At 44.4% G+C, this 17,647-nt stretch carries 14 protein-coding genes and 1 tRNA gene; 10 read left to right on the top strand and 5 right to left on the bottom strand.

Annotated elements, in window-relative coordinates:
- Positions 1-50: 50 nt before the first annotated feature.
- The 3 genes from KOD92_RS09105 to KOD92_RS09095 are packed head-to-tail and all read left to right on the top strand — an operon-like array spanning position 51 to position 2,681.
- Positions 51-653: an acyl carrier protein phosphodiesterase gene (locus tag KOD92_RS09105; protein WP_215233225.1), complete on the top strand. Its 603-nt coding sequence runs from the start codon at positions 51-53 to the stop codon at positions 651-653.
- 42 nt (positions 654-695) lie between these two features.
- Positions 696-1,715 (top strand): DNA polymerase III subunit delta, encoded by a 1,020-nt coding sequence (gene holA / locus KOD92_RS09100; protein ID WP_215233224.1) that lies wholly within the window; start codon positions 696-698, stop codon positions 1,713-1,715.
- A gap of 54 nt (positions 1,716-1,769) precedes the next feature.
- Complete coding sequence (locus KOD92_RS09095; protein WP_215233223.1) at positions 1,770-2,681, top strand: DNA-3-methyladenine glycosylase family protein; 912 nt, start codon at positions 1,770-1,772, stop codon at positions 2,679-2,681.
- Here the strand turns inward: KOD92_RS09095 and KOD92_RS09090 are convergent.
- The 4 genes from KOD92_RS09090 to KOD92_RS09075 all read right to left on the bottom strand — a co-directional run bounded on the left by KOD92_RS09090 (position 2,646) and on the right by KOD92_RS09075 (position 5,704).
- A complete protein-coding gene (locus KOD92_RS09090) occupies positions 2,646-2,933 on the bottom strand; it encodes an Ada metal-binding domain-containing protein (protein ID WP_215233222.1) in 288 nt (95 codons plus the stop codon). The genes KOD92_RS09095 and KOD92_RS09090 overlap by 36 nt on opposite strands.
- Position 2,934: 1 nt before the next feature.
- Positions 2,935-3,636 carry a 2OG-Fe(II) oxygenase gene (locus tag KOD92_RS09085; protein ID WP_215233221.1) on the bottom strand — a complete coding sequence of 234 codons (702 nt, stop codon included), beginning with the start codon at positions 3,634-3,636 and terminating at the stop codon, positions 2,935-2,937.
- Between the two features lie 98 nt (positions 3,637-3,734).
- Entirely contained in the window at positions 3,735-5,513 is a 1,779-nt protein-coding gene (locus tag KOD92_RS09080; protein ID WP_215233220.1) for an ABC transporter ATP-binding protein, read from the bottom strand.
- Between the two features lie 117 nt (positions 5,514-5,630).
- A tRNA-Met gene (locus tag KOD92_RS09075) sits at positions 5,631-5,704 on the bottom strand.
- A gap of 199 nt (positions 5,705-5,903) precedes the next feature.
- Between KOD92_RS09075 and KOD92_RS09070 the strand changes: the two genes are divergently transcribed.
- From KOD92_RS09070 to menD, 6 genes are all read left to right on the top strand, one after another.
- Positions 5,904-6,296 (top strand): START-like domain-containing protein, encoded by a 393-nt coding sequence (locus tag KOD92_RS09070; protein WP_215233219.1) that lies wholly within the window; start codon positions 5,904-5,906, stop codon positions 6,294-6,296.
- Positions 6,296-7,789, top strand: coding sequence for an LptF/LptG family permease (locus tag KOD92_RS09065; RefSeq protein WP_215233218.1), 1,494 nt, complete (start codon positions 6,296-6,298; stop codon positions 7,787-7,789). Before KOD92_RS09070 ends, KOD92_RS09065 begins: the two co-directional genes overlap by 1 nt.
- A gap of 104 nt (positions 7,790-7,893) precedes the next feature.
- Positions 7,894-8,169 (top strand): 30S ribosomal protein S15, encoded by a 276-nt coding sequence (gene rpsO / locus KOD92_RS09060; protein ID WP_215233217.1) that lies wholly within the window; start codon positions 7,894-7,896, stop codon positions 8,167-8,169.
- Positions 8,170-8,279: 110 nt separating this feature from the next.
- Entirely contained in the window at positions 8,280-10,421 is a 2,142-nt protein-coding gene (gene pnp / locus KOD92_RS09055; RefSeq protein ID WP_215233216.1) for a polyribonucleotide nucleotidyltransferase, read from the top strand.
- 64 nt (positions 10,422-10,485) lie between these two features.
- The gene (locus tag KOD92_RS09050) at positions 10,486-11,349 is read left to right on the top strand and encodes a sigma-70 family RNA polymerase sigma factor (RefSeq protein ID WP_015810559.1); all 864 of its coding nucleotides are present in this window, start codon (positions 10,486-10,488) and stop codon (positions 11,347-11,349) included.
- 69 nt (positions 11,350-11,418) lie between these two features.
- Positions 11,419-13,152, top strand: coding sequence for a 2-succinyl-5-enolpyruvyl-6-hydroxy-3-cyclohexene-1-carboxylic-acid synthase (gene menD / locus KOD92_RS09045; protein WP_215233215.1), 1,734 nt, complete (start codon positions 11,419-11,421; stop codon positions 13,150-13,152).
- Here menD and KOD92_RS09040 read toward each other — a convergent pair.
- Complete coding sequence (locus KOD92_RS09040) at positions 13,136-14,170, bottom strand: tetratricopeptide repeat protein (RefSeq protein ID WP_215233214.1); 1,035 nt, start codon at positions 14,168-14,170, stop codon at positions 13,136-13,138. The two genes, menD and KOD92_RS09040, sit on opposite strands and share 17 nt — an antisense overlap.
- Before the next feature lie 434 nt (positions 14,171-14,604).
- On the opposite strand from KOD92_RS09040, the gene KOD92_RS09035 reads away from it, so the two are divergent.
- A complete protein-coding gene (locus tag KOD92_RS09035; protein ID WP_215233213.1) occupies positions 14,605-17,622 on the top strand; it encodes a tetratricopeptide repeat protein in 3,018 nt (1,005 codons plus the stop codon).
- The last annotated feature ends 25 nt before the right edge of the window (positions 17,623-17,647 follow it).

Here is a 17,647-nt window from a genome sequence, read left to right as displayed (position 1 = left end):
AAAAGGAGTAGTAGCAAACCTACGGCAATTTTCTTCAAAAATTAATTGATATGAATTTTTTAGCCCATATTTTGCTGTCTGGGGAGCGTGAGGGGACTATGATGGGAAATTATGTGGGCGATTTTGTGAAAGGGCGTCTGACCGAATCCAAGACAGAAAACTGGAATTCGGAATACGTGCTTGGCCTCAAATTGCATCGCTTTATTGATTCTTTCACAGACACGCACGAAGAGGTACGTGCGGCAAAAGTTGTAGCGGCGAAGGCAATGGGCCGGCTGGCGGGAATCGTGACAGATATCTACTTTGACTACTTTCTGGCGAAGCATTTCGCTGATTATCACCCGGATCCGCTATTCGTTTATGCGCACGCGACCTATTCCACCATTGAGAAAAACGAATACCTGATCCCCGGGGAAATGATCCCGATGGTGAGAGCAATGATCCGGCAGGACTGGCTGACTGGGTACGCGACCTTTGAAGGGATTGATACCACATTTCAGCGCCTGTCCCGCCGCGCTGCTTACCTGGAACCGATCCGGCTGGCTGGCCTGGATTTACGGGAGAACGAAGCATTTTACTACGAGAAGTTTTTGCTGTTCTTTCCACAATTACAGAAAGGTGCAGCAAGATTCATCGAGGAGCAGGCTGCCTGACAATCGCATTAAAGCTACTTTTATTCAGATTTTATTACACAAATGGCACATACTCCCGATAGTATTCTCAAAGATATCAAACAGAAAAAATACCTTCCTATCTATTTTCTTCACGGTGACGAACCCTATTATATCGACTCGATTGCCGAGGAACTCGAAAAACGCATTGTGCCGGAGTCGGAAAAGGGTTTTAATCAGTTTGTATTGTATGGAAAAGATACCGACGTGACCGGCGTTTTGAGCTACGCTCGGAGATTTCCGTTTATGTCGGAAAAGCAGCTTGTTTTAGTTAAAGATGCAAACAAACTGGGCGGTATCGAGCAAAAGGATCAGCTCGCCCGGTTGGAAGACTATGCTAAAAATCCGGCTCCCAGCACTGTGCTGGTGTTTTGCTTCCATGCAAATGCCGACGAGCGGCGTGCTTATATCAAGGCGATCCATGCAAATGGCGCGGTGGTACCTTCCAAGAAAATGTATGATAACAAGCTGCCGGACTGGGTTACCTCATTTTGTCAGCATGAAGGCGTGAAAATCAGTCCGAAAGCGGTTTTAATGCTGGTCGACAATATCGGCAACGATCTGAAACGACTTTCGAACGAGATCAGGAAGGTAATGGTGAATCTGAAAGCCGGCGAGGGAATCGATGCGGCGGCGGTGGAGCGATTTGTAGGGATTAGCAAGGAATATAATGTTTTTGAATTCCAGAAAGCATTAATGGTCCGTGATGTGTTGAAAGCCAATCAGATAGCCAGTTATTTTTCTGCAAATTCAAAGGATAACCCGCTGGCGCCTATTCTTATTATTCTATATAATTTTTACTCCAAATTGCTACTGGTACACAAAAGCGCGGATAAGTCGGAAAAAGGACTTGCGGCCGAGCTGGGTGTAAATCCGTATTTCGTGAAAGATTACGTTACCGCTTGCAGAAATTATCCCTTGCCAAAAGTCGCCAATATCATTCATTATCTGCGCGAATGCGATGGCCGGATGAAGGGTTTGGACGGTGTGACGATCCCGGAAGGAGAGCTTTTGAGAGAGCTGGTATTCAAGATCGTGCATTGATAAATTCAGCAAGAAACGGCTTTTACGTGCGCTGGCACTACTTTATCTTCGACAATGCTAAAAACTGATACGATTTTAATTCCTATTCCTGCGCTTTTTAGTTTTCAGGAATGTCTCTGGTTCCTCAACCGAAATTACGACGACTGTCTGCACGAGATCAGGCAGGATAGCATTTACAAAGCACTGGAAGTGAAAGGTGAAATGGTTTTGATCAAAGTCACTGAAAACGGCGCTTTTCTTGAACTGGACGTGCTGGAAGGGGATATTGATGCAGATGGAAAAGAATATCTGGTCGCTTATGTGAAAGATTGGTTTGATATGGACAATGCTATTCAACCCTTTTACGACCTGCTTAAAACCGACGGCCGGCTCGCCTACATGACTGACCGTTACAAAGGGCTGCGCCTGATCGGCATTTCTAACCTTTTTGAAGCGATTTGCTGGTCGATCATCGGTCAGCAGATCAATCTTTCCTTTGCTTATAAGGTCAAACGCGCGCTGGTAGAGCGATTTGGAAAAAGCATTACACGGGACGGTGTGAGCTATTATGTATTTCCAGAGGCTGCAATATTAGCTGAGGTGAGTAAAGAAGACCTGAAAGCGATCCAGTTTTCGAGCCAGAAAGCGGACTATATGATCGGGATTGCGAAGGCATTTGCTTCCGGCGCACTCAGCAAAGAGATGATTATCGATCTACCCGACTTCGAGTCAAGGAAGAAGGCGTTGACGGCCCATAAAGGAATCGGGATCTGGACTGCAAACTACGCATTGATGAAATGCCTGCGCGAGCCGCAGGGTATTCCGTTTGGTGATATCGGGCTTTTGAATGCATTGGCCAACCACAATATCATTCAGGACAGAAAAGAGATTGAGAAGATCAATGCACTTTTTGCGCAGTATGCGGGCTGGGAAAGTTACCTGGTCTTTTATTTATGGCGAAGTCTGACTGTCCGCGAACCTGCCTGAGTTCTTCCATTTGAGGTATTTGTCCCGCAAACAATGTCCGCAAGGCCGGTAGCCATTTCGCAGCGCCTCCTGTTCGGACTGGAAGAAATTCCTGTTTCGTTGCGTCATTCTCCTTCCCGATTTGCAGTTTAGCAGCCCGTATATTTTCAAATTTTTGTTACCGCCAAAGGCAATAGCACCGTCTGCGATGAGGCGGTACAGTTTTCTGCTCGTAGCAAAGGATTCGGTGCCGATTTGGGAATGGGTTATCATATCAGCTTAAAGCGTCGTGAAAAATGATACCTAATGTAAATCGCTCGCCCGACAGCACTTCACTTACTCCGTGTTTCATATTAACACGATAATATCCGCGACTGCCGCTTACTGGTCTGAAATTGGTCGTGAATAAAAGAATATCACCTTTATTTGGTCTCAACACGATCGCTTTTGACTGCGCGCGCGGCGTTTGCTGTGTCAGTACGAACTCGCCGCCTGTGTAATCTTCGCCAGCCTGATTCAGAAAAATTACCATCTGAATAGGGAAAAATACTTCTCCGTAAAGATCCTGATGCAATGTATTATGTCCGCTTGCGCCATATTTGAGGATGAGCGCGGTCGGTTTATCCTGTCCCCGTGCGTGACACGTTTCCTGAAAAGTATGAAAATCCGCCGGGTACTGGTGGGGCAGGTTCAGTTGCTGCATCCATAGATTTGCAACTGGTGCGAGCCTGGGGTAAAAGCTTTGCCGGAGCTGCTGAATGAGGCCGGGTAGGGGATAATTGAAATATTTATATTCACCTAACCCAAAACGATACCGTTCCATGGAAATGGTTTTGCGGTACAATGCCGCATGCTCATAGTCGCCGGAAAGCGTATCGCATTCGTCACTGGTCAGGACGCGCTCTATACGAGCGTAACCTTTTGTGTTCAGCTCATTTTCAATAGTTTTCCAGTCAATAGTTTCAGGATTTTCCACGGGCAGAATGTTTTGTCGCCAATATTTATTTTGACAAAATTACCCTGACCGCTATTTTGCTAAAACCTGAAACTTGCGGAATGCGCAGTGAAATGCGACTATGCGTGTACCACCTGCTCGTCTTTACGCTCACCGATCTGCTGCCGCCACATAGCATAATACAAACCTTTCTCATCCAGAAGCGATGAATGCGTGCCGGTTTCAATGATCTTTCCTTTTTCTAATACGTAAATGCGATCGGCGTGAAGGATTGTCGAGAGCCGGTGCGCGATCATGACGGTAATATGCTGCCGCTGATCGGTAATGCTGCGGATCGTATTGGAAATTTCTTCTTCGGTCAGTGAATCCAGGGCGGAAGTTGCTTCGTCGAATATGATCAGGTTGGGGTTCCGCAGCAAAGCACGCGCGATTGAAAGTCGCTGACGCTCACCGCCTGAGAGTTTCAAACCACCTTCACCGATCACGGTTTCAATGCCATTTTCAGCTCTTGACAAAAGATTATAGCAAGCCGATTTCAATAACACATCCTGGATCATTTCGTCGGTCGCAGTCGGATTAACGAAAAGCAGGTTTTCTCTGATAGTACCGGAGAAAAGCTGCGTATCCTGCGTCACAAAGCCTATCTTGTTTCTGATCTCGTCAAAATCAATGGCATTACCGTTGTGATTATTGTAGAAAACACTTCCTTCAATAGGCGGATAAAGTCCAACCAGGAGCTTTACCAGCGTCGTTTTACCAGAGCCCGACGGTCCTACAAATGCGATCGTTTCACCACGTTTAACCCTGAAAGAGATATTTTCTAATGCGGGCCTGTTTGCCGACTGGTGCTGAAATCTGACATTACTGAACTCCAGAACCTCAATTTCTCCGATCGTCTCGGGATGCAAAGGTTTCTGCTCGATGGGCCGGGCCAGTAACGTTTGCAGGTTATTCAAAGACGCTTCGGCCTCGCGGTAGGACATTATTACATTCCCCAACTCCTGCAAAGGACCGAAAATGAAGAAGGAATAGAATTGCATCATCATCATTTGTCCGACGGTAATCTGGTCGCGGAAGACGAAAAACAGCAGCGCAAACATGATGCATTGCTGCAGGAAATTCACGAACGTACCCTGTATAAAGCTGATTGAACGAATGCTTTTTACCTTTTTAAGTTCAAGTTTGAGGATTTTGAAGGTAGTAGTATTGAGTCTGCCGATCTCCTGCTGGGTAAGTCCAAGGCTTTTTACCAACTCAATATTCCTCAGCGATTCGGTGGTTGAACCGGCAAGCGCGGTGGTTTCGGTGACGATATTCTTTTGAATGGACTTAATCTTGCGGCTTAAAACGCTCGTCAGTATAGCCAGCACAATGGATCCTACGAGGTAGATCAGCGGCAGCATCGGGCTCAGCTTGAATGCAACGATAACTACAAATACGATTCCTATCAATGTAGTAAAGAGCACATTAACGAAATTCATAATGAACTTCTCACAGTCGGCCCGTACTTTTTGAAGAACGGATAATGTTTCGCCGCTGCGCTGATCTTCGAAATCCTGGAAAGGAAGTCGCAACGCATGCCGGAGCCCGTCGGTATAGAGGTTAGCCCCAAACTTTTGAATCACAACATTAACCAGATAATCCTGAAAGGCTTTTGCGATCCGGGAGACCATCGCGGTTCCGATGATCAGCAGCAAGCCTGTTAGGACACCTTTGAAAAACGCGTCGTCGAGGCCGTTTTTACGAAAATAGTCTGCCTTATTCGCGTACGGATCTATGAGCAGGTTACCTAGGATATATGGGTTCAAAAGGGAAAAAACCTGATTGATTGACGCCATCAGCAAAGCGAGCAATATCAGCCATTTATAGCGGCTGAGATATTGTAACAATAATTTCATACAGTTCGGGTGAATAGGTGGTTTACCTAGATGGTTAAACTGAAACGTTGGGATTTTAATTCTCGGAGCAGGCAGAAAATAAAAAAGACACCCTGGAAGGATGTCTGAAAATCGAAGTAGCGGGGAGCAGAATCGAACTGCCGACCTTAGGGTTATGAATCCTACGCTCTAACCATCTGAGCTACCCCGCCGTTTAACGTGGTGCAAAAGTATGTTAAATAATTTAATGACACAATACGTTTTCTTTAAAAATGACGAAGAAATTCTGAATTCTGCGTTGCTCAAAATTTATCTTTACAGGCTTTTATTCTTGATTTATGCTATATTACAACTTTTAAGTCAGCGATGCGGCAGGAACTGACTGGGACACCCTTTTTAATAGTAGTTCATATGGAAAAATATAAATTTATTACTGAGTTTGAATTGCGTTCCTCTCCCAAAGTGCTCTTTCCATATATCTCGACCCCTTCCGGATTGGAACAGTGGTTTGCCGAAAAAGTCACCGTTTTACCCGATCATCGCTTTGATTTCCAGTGGGACGGTGATAGCCATATTGCCAGACAAACCAGTCTTAGAATTAATAAATCGGTTCGTTTTGATTTTGAAAATACAAGTGACGACAATCTTGATAACAACTACCTGGAACTGAAATTGGAGGTAAGTGAGTTAACTCAGGCAACGTTCCTGCGCGTAAGCGACTATTCGCCCAACCGGGACCGGGATGAGCTTGCTTCGTTGTGGGATGGATTTATGCATAATCTTAGAGATATAGTAGGTAGTTGATGAAAAAGCTTGATAAGCTTGTTTTAATGTCGTTTTGGGGGCCATTTGTAATTACAATGTCGGTCGTGGTTTTCGTTTTTCTAATGCGGATCATGATTTTTTACATTGATGATTTCGTCTCCAAAGACCTGGGAATTACAGATTACGCCCAGTTATTCTTCTTTTTTAGTCTGATCACCGTACCCACTGCATTGCCGCTGGCTACGTTGCTATCTTCATTAATGGCATTCGGTAACCTGGGTGAATTCTTTGAGCTTACAGCCATTAAGAGTGCAGGGATTTCGGTTGTACGCACGATGTTGCCACTTTTTATCGTGACTTTCGGGATCAGTGTGTTTTCCTTCTTTTTCAACGACCGGGTGTCTCCATGGGCAAATTTGAAGGGATATAGTCTTTTGTATGATATTAAAACTACAAAAGCGACGCTCAAAATCAAGGACGGGATATTTTATAATGATCTGCCCGGATATAGCATTAAAGTAGATAAAAAGGAAGAGAACGGCCGGTTAAAAGGAATGGTCATTTATAAGCACAGTAACCGTTCTTATGAATTCGGTAATACCGAAATTATCCTTGCCGACTCCGGAAGAATGTATTCCATTAATGATAACCGTTACCTGGTTATCGAACTTTATAACGGGACCAGGTATACGGATGAAGCCGCTTCGGGAAATGCCAGGCCGGTATACATTTCTGCCCCAACTGGTTCAACCAAAGCTTTTTCCAATTTCAGCAGGAATTCGTTCAAGCATTACCGGCTTACGGAAAGTCTGGCTTCATTCGGCATGAAACGTACCGATGAAGGGCAATTCAAGTACCACGAATTCATGAAGAATATCACAGATCTTACCAGTACGGCGGATTCACTTCGGAATTCTTATGTAGAAACAAAGAAGAATCTGGTTTCAGGCAGCCAGCAATATTACTCCTATAATTACAGGGAGGGAACAGATAAAACAATTAAGAAAGGCGCGTGGATTGATTCCTTGCTGGTGAAACCGGTATCTGATAGTCTGAAAAAAGATATCCTTCAGAATGCGAAAAGTGCCTCCGGCAGTATGCTAAGCTATACGAAGACACAATACGATTACCTTCAAACGAAACTGAAAGACGCAAACCGGTACGAACTGGAAAAGCACCATAAGTATACCAATGCAATTTCCTGTCTGATCATGTTCCTGATCGGCGCACCGCTGGGAGCAATCATCAAAAAAGGTGGATTTGGTGTACCTGTATTGGTTTCAATCTTGTTTTTTATCCTATTGTACGTTTTGACGAACCAGGGAGATAAGTGGGTGAAGGAAGGTTTGCTGGCAGTCCCACTAGGAGCATGGATGGCCAATACTATTCTTTTATTAGCCGGATTATATTTCATTGACCGTGCCCGAAGCGACTCCAGTTTGTTTGATAAAGATGTGTATCTGATGTTCGTGAAAAGAATTAAAGAACAGTGGGCAAGTAGATTCGGCAAAAAGGAACTTATCCAATCATAGTAAAATTATATTTTTAATATCACTGCAAAATCGTACTTTTGCAACCTTATTTGCGGCAAGGCGCTGTCAATTACTTCATATTTATTTAATCTGTTGTTACAATCATGTATTTAACCGCGGAAAAGAAGAGCGAGATCTTCGAATCAAAAGGTTTTAAAAAAGAGAGCGGAGACACCGGCTCGGCTGAATCACAAATTGCTTTATTTACGTACCGCATCAACTATTTGAACGAGCACTTAAAGACGCACAAGAAAGACAATGATACGCGTCTTGGTCTTCTTAAAATGGTAGGAAAGCGCAGAAGATTGCTAGACTATCTTTACAAAAATGACATCAATCGCTACCGTGCGATTATCGTCGAATTGAACATACGTAAGTAATTCAAAATCAGGGAACTTCAGTAACATGTAAGTTCCCTGATTTTTTGCGGACTTTAGAAAATCATCGGAACGTCAGGACGGCGTTTCACAGCTACAAAAATCAAAATTCTATGCTTTTTAATATAGTTACTAAGACTATACCCTTACCTGATGGCAGGGAAATCACTATCGAAACAGGAAAATTAGCGAAGCAAGCCGACGGTTCGGTAGTTGTCAGACTGGGGAATACCATGTTGCTGGCCACAGTTGTAGCTAACAAAGATATCAGAGAAGGACTGGACTTTTTGCCATTATCGGTTGACTATCAGGAGAAATTTGCTTCTGCCGGCCGTATCCCAGGAAGCTTCCAGAGACGCGAAGGTAAACTGTCGGACCACGAAGTATTGACAAGCCGCCTGGTTGACCGTGTACTTCGTCCGTTATTTCCGGACGATTATCATGCAGAAGTTCAGGTGAATATCCTTTTAATATCTGCGGATCACACTGCATTACCTGACGCATTAGCTGCTTTGGCTGCATCTGCTGCACTGGCTGCATCTGATATCCCATTCAATGGTCCGGTATCGGAAGTACGTGTTGCTAAAATCGACGGAGAGTACGTAATCAACCCGGGATCTGCCGAGCTTGAAAGGGCGACGATGGAACTGATGGTCGGTGCGACTTACAACGATATCGCCATGGTTGAAGGTGAGATGAGCGAGGTTTCGGAAGAAGAAGTAATCGAAGCGCTCAAAATCGCACACGAAGTTATTAAAGCACAATGCCTTGCTTTGAAAGAATTCGAAGCGGCAGTTGGCAAAACTGAAAAAAGAGAATATGTAGGTGACGATGCGGATGCAACAGTTGAAGCACGTATGCGGTCATTTGCTTATGATAAAATATATGCAGTAACTAAGCTGGGTTCTGCTAATAAAAATGCCCGTAAAGACGGATTTAAGGCGGTTTGGGAAGAATTTAAAACTACAATAACGGAAGAAGAAGCACCTGAATTTAAAGAGGGTCTTGCGAAACGTTATTTCAATGACCTGGTTTGGGAAGCATCCCGTCGCCTGGTTCTGGACGAAAGAGTTCGCCTGGACGGTCGTCGTCTGGATGAAGTTCGTCCGATCGCATCAGAAGTTGATTTCCTTCCAAATGCACACGGTTCGGCCCTTTTTACGAGAGGTGAAACACAATCCCTTACTACGGTAACACTGGGTACTAAAAATGATGAGCAAATTGTTGATACTACCTTGAAATACGGGTACAGCAAGTTTATGCTTCACTATAACTTTCCTGGATTTTCTACCGGCGAAGTAAAACCTAACCGCGGACCTGGCCGTCGTGAAGTTGGTCACGGAAACCTGGCACTGCGCGCATTGAAAAAAGTATTGCCGGTGGCAGAAGACAATCCTTACACAATCCGTATCGTTTCTGACATTCTGGAGTCAAATGGTTCTTCGTCTATGGCTACCGTTTGCGCAGGTTCACTTGCATTGATGGATTCAGGCTTGAAGATCAAAGCGCCGGTTTCAGGTATTGCGATGGGACTTATCTCAGATGAAGCAACTGGAAAATACGCGGTTCTTTCTGATATTCTTGGAGATGAAGATCACCTAGGGGATATGGACTTTAAAGTAACCGGAACCGAGGCTGGTATTACTGCCTGCCAGATGGATATGAAAGTGAATGGACTTTCATTTGAGGTATTGACAGAAGCGTTAATGCAGGCAAAAGCGGGCAGACTGCATATTCTTGGCGAAATGAACAAGACGATGACAGAAAGCCGCGCGGATCTGAAACCACATACACCACGTGCCATTGTGATCAAAATCGACCGTGATATGATCGGTGCGGTGATCGGGCCTGGTGGAAAAGTTGTTCAGGATATTCAGAAAGAGTCGGGTGCTACCGTTTCTATTGAGGAAAAAGATGGCGCTGGCTTTGTAAGTATATTCTCAGCAGACAAGACTTCAATGGATAAGGCTGTTTCCCGTATTAAAGGCATCATTCTGGTACCTGAAATCGGCGAACTATACACTGGTAAAGTGAAGTCTATTATGCCGTTTGGTGCATTTGTTGAATTCCTGCCTGGTAAAGACGGTTTATTGCATATTTCCGAGGTTAAGTGGGAGCGTCTGGAGACTATGGACGGTGTACTTGAGGTAGGCGAAGAGATTCAGGTTAAGCTGGTTGAAATCGATAAGAAAACGGGTAAATATCGCCTTTCACGCAAGGTATTGTTGCCAAAGCCAGAGAACAAAAATGCATAAAATAGTGTTGGTTCTTTAAGACACTATTGACGTCGTTATATAACATACTTAATAAGAGATATAGATGAGACAGCTAAAGATCAGTAAGCAAATTACCAACCGTGAAAGTCAGTCGCTAGACAAATATCTGCAGGAGATCGGTAAGGTGGATTTGTTGACGCCGGATGAGGAGGTGACATTAGCGCAAAAAATCAGGGATGGAGATCAGCTGGCCTTAGAAAGATTGACAAAAGCGAATCTTAGGTTTGTGGTATCCGTTGCAAAGCAATATCAGAATCAAGGTTTGTCGTTGGGTGATTTGATCAATGAAGGAAACTTAGGATTGATCAAGGCAGCTCAGCGTTTTGATGAGACAAGAGGTTTTAAATTCATTTCATACGCAGTTTGGTGGATCCGTCAGTCTATTTTACAGGCACTGGCAGAACAATCACGTATTGTACGTTTGCCTTTGAACCGGGTAGGTTCTTTGAATAAAATATCCAAGACGTTTTCAGAACTGGAGCAGCGTTTCGAGCGCGAACCTTCACCAGAAGAACTGGCGGAAGTACTTGAAATTTCTTCTTCTGAGGTAGTTGATACCATGAAGATCTCAGGTCGCCACGTTTCTATGGACGCGCCTTTCGTTCAGGGTGAGGAAAACTCATTGCTGGATGTTTTAGAAAATGATCTGGAAGACAAGCCGGATTCAGGTTTGGTTAACGAATCTTTACGCAAAGAGGTACAAAGGGCACTTTGTACGCTTACCCAACGCGAAGCTGATGTGATTGCATTGTATTTCGGCTTGAATGGCGAGCATGCGATGACTTTGGAGGAGATTGGCGAGAAGTTTAACCTTACACGTGAACGCGTTCGTCAAATCAAGGAAAAAGCGATCAGAAGATTGCGTCACGTTTCGAGAAGCAAAGCTTTAAAAACTTACCTTGGTTAATTGTAAGTTTAGATATTGAATATTTATAATGATAAAATAGCCTCATAAGAGGCTATTTTTGTTTCTGATATGGCCATTTTACAACCTCTGATTGATTTAGCTTCGGTATGCTTCGCGCATGGTGTGCGGCATGTAATCGTTTCTCCCGGCTCTCGCAGTGCCGCGTTAACACTGGCCTTTGTTCGCCACAGGGGCTTTCAAATGCACACCTGTATGGATGAACGCTCGGCAGCGTTTATAGGCTTGGGAATCGCGCAACAACTGAATATGCCCACGGTATTAATATGTACCTCAGGCAGTGCGGCGTATAACTTCGCGCCCGCAGTAGCGGAGGCATTTTTCCAGCATATTCCGCTACTCGTTCTCACTGCCGACCGACCCAAAGAATGGCAGCACCAACTCGACGGGCAAACTATTTATCAAGCTGATATTTACGGACGGCACGTAAAGCGATCGTTTGAGATTTCGCCTGACTATGGGCACAAGGATGTGCAGTGGGCGATTAATCGCATTGCAAATGAGGCGCTCATATCTGCTTCCTCTCAGCCGTGGGGACCTGTTCATATTAACATTCCGATTAGAGAGCCATTTTACCCGCAGGAAACGGATGCATTTCAGCCCTCAGAGCATATTCGGGTCTTTGAGAAGATACAAACGAATGCGACGCTATCCACTGAATTGTGGCACCAGATGATTGAAGAATTAGAGGATGGTGGCAGCGTGCTGATAGCAGGCGGGCAGGCGAGATATGATCCGGAACTGAGTGAAAGTTTAGAGAAGATATCGGAAGAGTGGGGGATTCCCGTTTTGGGTGATTGTATATCTAACCTAAATTTAAAAACCCATTTAATCAGCCGGCACGATCTGTTTCTAGGAATGGAAAATGCCGCAGAGTTACGGCCAGATTTACTGATTACGTTCGGTTTGTCATTCCTTTCAAAGGAATTTAAGCAATTCATTCGGCGAAATCCACCGAAGCAACATTGGCATATTGGAGAAACTGCTGTTTTGTCAGATCCAATGCAGGTTTTGACAAAAAGTATCCCTGTAAAGCCTGCATATTTTTTTAAAGAATTATTTGAGCAGGTTGATTATCAGCAGTTTGTTCAAAATACGGACTTTGATAATGTCTGTTCCAATATAGGAAAATGGGATGCCTTCGAAGCGCGCAGTACTACCGGCGTAGCCAAGTACCTGGATGATCTTAGATCGTTAAATGATTTAACATCGGTAGATTTACTATTTAGGTATATAAAAAGTGAATATCAGTTACATGTAGCAAATAGCATGGCAGTGCGTTATGTTAATGTATTACTTACTGAATCTGTAACTAGCGAGCTCTTTGCCAACAGGGGAACGAGCGGAATTGACGGATGTGTAAGTACGGCCATTGGTGCTGCGCGCGTGAACAGTAAACCGACGATGCTCATTGTGGGAGACGTCGCCTTCCTATATGATCGAAACGGTCTGCTTGCAGCGCCACTTCCTGACAATCTCAAAATCGTTGTACTGAACAATGGTGGGGGAAACATATTCCGCATGATCGACGGACCAGGTGCCTTGCCCGAAATGGAGGAATTTTTCGAAACTAGACATTCGTATACTGCCCGCCGCACATGCGAGGACTCAGGAATTACCTATTTGAGCGTTACCGATTTGTCGTCGCTCGAAGAAACTCTCAAACAGTTCCTGCAAGCTCCGAAAATAAGCCTGATTGAAATTTTTACCGATCCTTACGAAAATGAAAGGGTGTGGAAGGGATTGAAGGCGACGGTAAAAAGCGACCTTATCGGCAATGCTTAGCAACCAGGTCAATCGCCAGTGAATCCTTCAAAATAACTCCCTGGTTCCATATTTTGCAAGCCTCATCGATCTGCTTGTTATCAAGATACGCTTGTCCTGTAAGTCCGTAGAGCTGATCCACCGGCTCGGCTTTGTCGATAGCTTTCAAATAGTTTTTGAGTGCCTCCGCTGGCATTTTTTTCTGAGTGTAGTATATACCAAGGTTTCTCCATGCATATCCATTGCGGGGCTGCTTATCAAGTGCACGCTCCACCAGCCTCTTTCCTTCTTCCATAGCTCCCGTCATGAGCAGCACATAACCTTTGTTATTCAGGGAATAGGCATCGTCTGGCTGAGTGCTCAGCACTTTGTCGAAGCAGGCCAGCGCCCGCTGCCAATCCTTTTCTTTGGATAATATTAACCCAAGATTGTTCAGTGCCTGCGGATGGCTGGAGTCTAAGGCTAACGCTTTCTCGAAATCGGATTTGGCGGCAGGGTAGGATTTCATTCGATAATATAATGCTCCCCGGTTTACGTAGGCTTCAACATTTGATTTGTCCAGGCTGATTGCTTTGTCGTACTCTGCAATGGCAAGCTGATCCGTTCCCCTTGTACTCAGGAGGTCACCTTTGATCAAATAAAACCGGGAGGAGTCTTTATATTCCTTTTCAATTTGTGCCAGATCTTCAAGGGATTCATTGATCTTCCCGATATTTAACCCAGCTTCCGCCCTTACGAGATTTGCTTGTACGAGTGTAGGGTCAATTGTGATCGCTTCTGTTAAAATCTCATAGGCTTCTTCCGCCCGATTCATTTTTAATAAAGTTATCCCTTTGTTAAGATAGGCGTCCGAAAAATCTGCATTTTTGGCAATTGCTTCGTCGTACAACCGAAGTGCTTCGGCATAATTGTTTTGCGTAAGAGAAACATTGGCTTTCAGGAAAAAATCGGCAGCGTCTTCCTTTTCCTGACCTCCACAGCTAAAAATTATATTAGCTAATAAAATTAGTATAACGGTTAGTATTGTATTGATATTCATGATGTTAGATTATTTATTTTAATATGAGATACATAAAGGATATACCTCATCAAGATCTCAAAATTGGTGTTTATCGGTGGAACAACAAATACATTATTAAAATCGAGCTGGGTCTGCTTGAACAGACTTACAAAATTGAAGAGTACGAAATACAGGATATCGCCGAGTTAGAAGGTTGTTTAGATGAGGCCTTTCTCAATTCCGTACTAGTCAAATTCACTGAAATGCAGCGTGATTTCCAAGAGACCTTACATCGGAATAACGTATTGTTCTAAATGTAAAAATCGGCTTTTGAGTCAACGTATACGGTTTTAATGCACATTTCGTTAGTTATCAAACCATTTCAGGCGGTAATTGTGCGCAGAGGTAATCTTATATAAAAGGATATGGTCCATCGCAGTATAATAATTCAAAAATCCACCAACTCAGCTTCTATGGTATTAAAATGCAGCGCTTCGGCGCTCGGATTGCTTTTAAGTGCGGGTACAACTTATGTATCAGCTCAAAACACGCTCAGTATCACCGAGCCCGAAGCTCATTTCAGGAACGGGCTTGAATATTATGAGAAGTCTAACTACGTCGCGGCCAGGCAGGAATTCGGCGAGTTCTTAAATACACAGGATAAGTTGCTGAGTACAAGCGACTATAATAAGGTGACAGCTGAATATTATGTGGCCGTCACGGGTTTATACCTGAATTACCCTGAGGCAGAGGTTCAGGTAGATCGCTTTGTAAAGAATCACGCAGAGCATCCCAAAGCGCAACAGGTTTATGGTGATCTCGGCCGTTATTATTACAATGCCGGTAACCACGAAAAAGCGATTACCTACCTGGAAAAGGCGGTGCAGACACCTGCTTCGGGAAGTTCCCGGTCGGAGAGCGCGTACCAGCTAGCAATGTCCTATTACAACACGCAGCAGCCGGACCTGGCTTTGCCGTTATTTAATCAGGTTAAGAATGATGTGTCCTTTACTAATTCAGGGGATGCATCTTTTTATGCTGGTGTTATCAATTACCAAAAAAATAATTTCAGTGCAGCACTGGAAGATTTCCGGCGGGTGGAGGAGCATCCTTACTATAAAAATGAAGCGCCTAACTGGATCATTTCATCCATGTATCAGCTGAAAGAGTTTGACCAGTTGACACAGTATGGAGAGAAGATCCTGGGACAGCAGCGCGGCAATACTAAGTTGGATGACGTTGCACTCTACGTGGCAGAGGTATATTATGAAAAAGGGGATTACGCAGCGGCAGTTAAAGCATACGATAGATATAAGCGTATGCGGCCAGGCACGATGCCGCCCGCAGTTGCATTGCATTACGGACATTCGCAGTTCCGAAGCAATAATTATGAAGCTACAATAACGACATTAAAGCCAGTTGCAACAGGCAAGGATTCTGTTTCGCAGTACGCATCTTATCTGCTAGGAATCAGCTACTTAAAGACTAATGCTTTAAGTAATGCTTTAACATCATTCGACAATGCATCACGGTTAGACTTCAACGATGTAGTGCAGGAAGAAGCGTCTTACAACCACGCAAAAGTGCAGTTGGAAACAGGCAACAACCAGGAGGCAGTAAAGGAGTTTACCGGATTCATTGCTAAATTCCCTCAGAGCAAGCACAAGGAAGAGGCGACTGAACTTATTGCCGAAGGTTATGCAAATTCGAGCAATAGCGCAGGAGCGATAAAATATGTTGAGGGGCTCCAAACAAGGAATACTAAAATAAATGGTACCTACCAGCGCTTGACATTCAACCAAGGAGTAGCGGATTTCAATCAGGAGAAGTTTGCAGAGGCAGTTGTGATGTTTGACAAATCACTTAAAGTCCCGATCGACCCGGAAATTCATACGTCGGCAACTTATTACAAGGCGGAGTCAGTGTATGGTTTGAAAAAGATTGACGAGGCGGCGGCGCTTTACCAGCAAATCTCCAAAAACCCGAAAGCAGGGATTTATGCTAAGAAGAGCTTGTACGCATTGGGCTACATTTATTACAACCAAAAGAAATATGCTCAAGCATTGCCTTACTTCAAGGAATTCACAAACAATATAGAAGGAATGGATGCGCAAATGATCGAAGATGCGCATTCACGTCTGGCGGACTGTTACCTGGCGGCGAAAAATTACAACGAAGCGATCCGGACCTACGAGCAGGTTGCGTCGAAGGGAAAAGTGGATAAGGATTACGCGATCTTCCAAAAAGGCCGGGCTTACGTTTATATGAACCGCGAGGCGGAAGCACGTAAGCAGTTTGAGATGGTAGTAACTCAATACAAGAATTCCCGCTATATCGACGATGCGTATTTTCAGATGGCCGATATTGATTTTCAAAATCAGAGCTACTCGGCAGCTGTAAAAGGATTTACCAGGATGATCAATGAGGCACCGAAGAGCTTTATGATCCCGGCAGCGTTGCTACGTCGCGCGCAGTCGTATTACAACTTACAAGTGTACGAACAGGCGATTGTCGATTTTAGAAAGATCCTGACAGAATATTCAGATTCTCCTTCTGCTAGCAGCGCGCTGGAAGGTATCCAGGAAAGCTATACTGCGGTTGGGCGGCCGGAGGAATTTACGCAAGTGCTCGGTGTGGTCCGCAAGAACAATCCAGGGAACGAGAAACTGGAAGAGGTGGAATTTGACAATGTCAGGAACCTCTATTATGCCGAGAAATATGAAAATGCGATTCAGGCATTGCAGGCATTTCAATCCAGTTATCCTGCGAGCAAGCATAAGTATGACGCTAGTTACTTCATCGCATCGTCTTACGATAAGTTGGGTCGGGTAAATGAAGCATTGCAGGCTTATAGTCTGGTTGTGCAGGAAAACCGGTCCACGTTTGTAGCCGCTTCCGCACAGCGCTCGGCGGAGCTCGAAATTGGACGAGGCAACTTTAATAATGCAGTTACCAATTTCCGCGTACTGCTCCGTAATTCCGAAAACAAAAAGGAACAGACGCAAGCTTGGATCGGCTTGATGGACACTTATTATACATTGAAAAGCTACGATTCCACTTTGTATTACGCCAAAGAGGTTATCAATGTAGGTAATGTGGTTCCTGGTGGGGTCGGTAAAGCGCAGTTGTATTTAGGCAAAGTTCCTTATGAAAAAGGTGATCTTGGTAAAGCGGCGGAGGAATTTAAGAAGGTAGCCAACTCTTCCAAAGATGAATTTGGAGCTGAGGCCAGCTACTGGAATGCGATGGTGCTTTTTAAACAAAAGAAATACAAGGAGGCGGAAACAGCGATTATTGAGCTGGGAAAAGCATTTGAAGGTTTTGATTTCTGGCGCGCCAGATCTTTCATCCTGCTGGCTGATGTGTATGCAGGTTTAAATGAGATCGGACAGGCAAAGGCTACGCTCAATTCGATCATCGAAAATTCAGATGATAAAGAAGCAGTTGAGCTGGCGAAGGAAAAGCTGACGCAGATCGAGAAGTTAAAGTAATTCACCCCGTCGATTAACAGAAAAT

Source organism: Dyadobacter linearis (genome assembly GCF_907165045.1).
In the GTDB taxonomy this organism is placed as follows: Bacteria; Bacteroidota; Bacteroidia; order Cytophagales; family Spirosomataceae; genus Dyadobacter; species Dyadobacter linearis.
The sequence above is the reverse complement of the archived record's forward strand: the minus strand, read 5'-3'. Positions and strand labels throughout refer to the sequence as shown.